Source organism: Bartonella sp. AD328YNZD (assembly GCF_042196425.1).
Genome location: NZ_JBHIQG010000652.1, coordinates 1 through 885 on the forward strand (window position 1 = coordinate 1; position 885 = coordinate 885).

The following is an 885-nucleotide window of genomic DNA, read 5'->3' on the forward strand; positions in this document are numbered from 1 at the left end:
GCTACTTATCCGGATGGATACACAGCGGATAATTCTGTCAAGATAGGAGGGTTTCATACGCTTTGTGCGGATGTTGGTGTTATAATAGATCATCCGTTATCGGGGTATCAAGCAGGGGATATATTACCCCATTCCGTTTGGTGTTTGAATCACCGCCCGCATAGTAGTCCAGAAGGGATGGTCTACGACCCCTCTACAGATATTTGGGTTGATATTTATCTCCAGTCAGGGATGGGTGAAAATACGCGCTCGGCGTATGGTACTCCTATCACAACAAACCGTACTTATACAGATCACTTATCCGATATGATGCGTGTTAAAAAATCTTTTCTCAATGATACAGAATTTGCGTCTGCGATGTATGGAAGCAATGAAAAGACAAATATTCAAGGGAAGAAAGCCCCTTCTCCTAAGAGTTCTGGAGGACACGTTGATACGGCGAATAGGCGTATGATTTCACATATAGGGTGTGAGGATGGCTGCGGTTATGTTTCACAATTTTTATCAGAGACTTTTCCAATACAGGTACCTTCTATAGCAGCGGGAAGGACGGCTTTTAGAACAGATATGAATGTGTTGGTAGGAGGAGGTCTTTGGAGTGGTGGTGTCTCTAATGGTTCGTTTTTTCGTAGTGGTCAGTATTCTCGTAGTTTCAAGGGTGAGATGTTAGGGGCTCGAGGCTGTAGCCGTCCCCGTGATTTTTGAGGAGGATAAGATGATAGATTATCCAGGGCATTTAAATACGAAGCAAGATTATCTGAACATGCTTGAATTTGATAAGGCTGAAACGGTCAGAAGGCTAGAGGGTCTTTTAGCAACACGTTTTTATTGGGTCTTTGTTAAAGAGCTTGGAGAGGGAGAAGAGGGGATTGAAGATGACACGCA

The 885-nt window shown here is 43.6% G+C and carries 1 protein-coding gene; it reads left to right on the forward strand.

Translation table 11 applies throughout. From position 1 onward, the window contains the following. Window positions 1-705: hypothetical protein (locus tag ACFIO3_RS14265; RefSeq protein WP_375704705.1), on the forward strand; the 705-nt coding region annotated here is incomplete at its 5' end. Window positions 706-885: the final 180 nt, after the last annotated feature.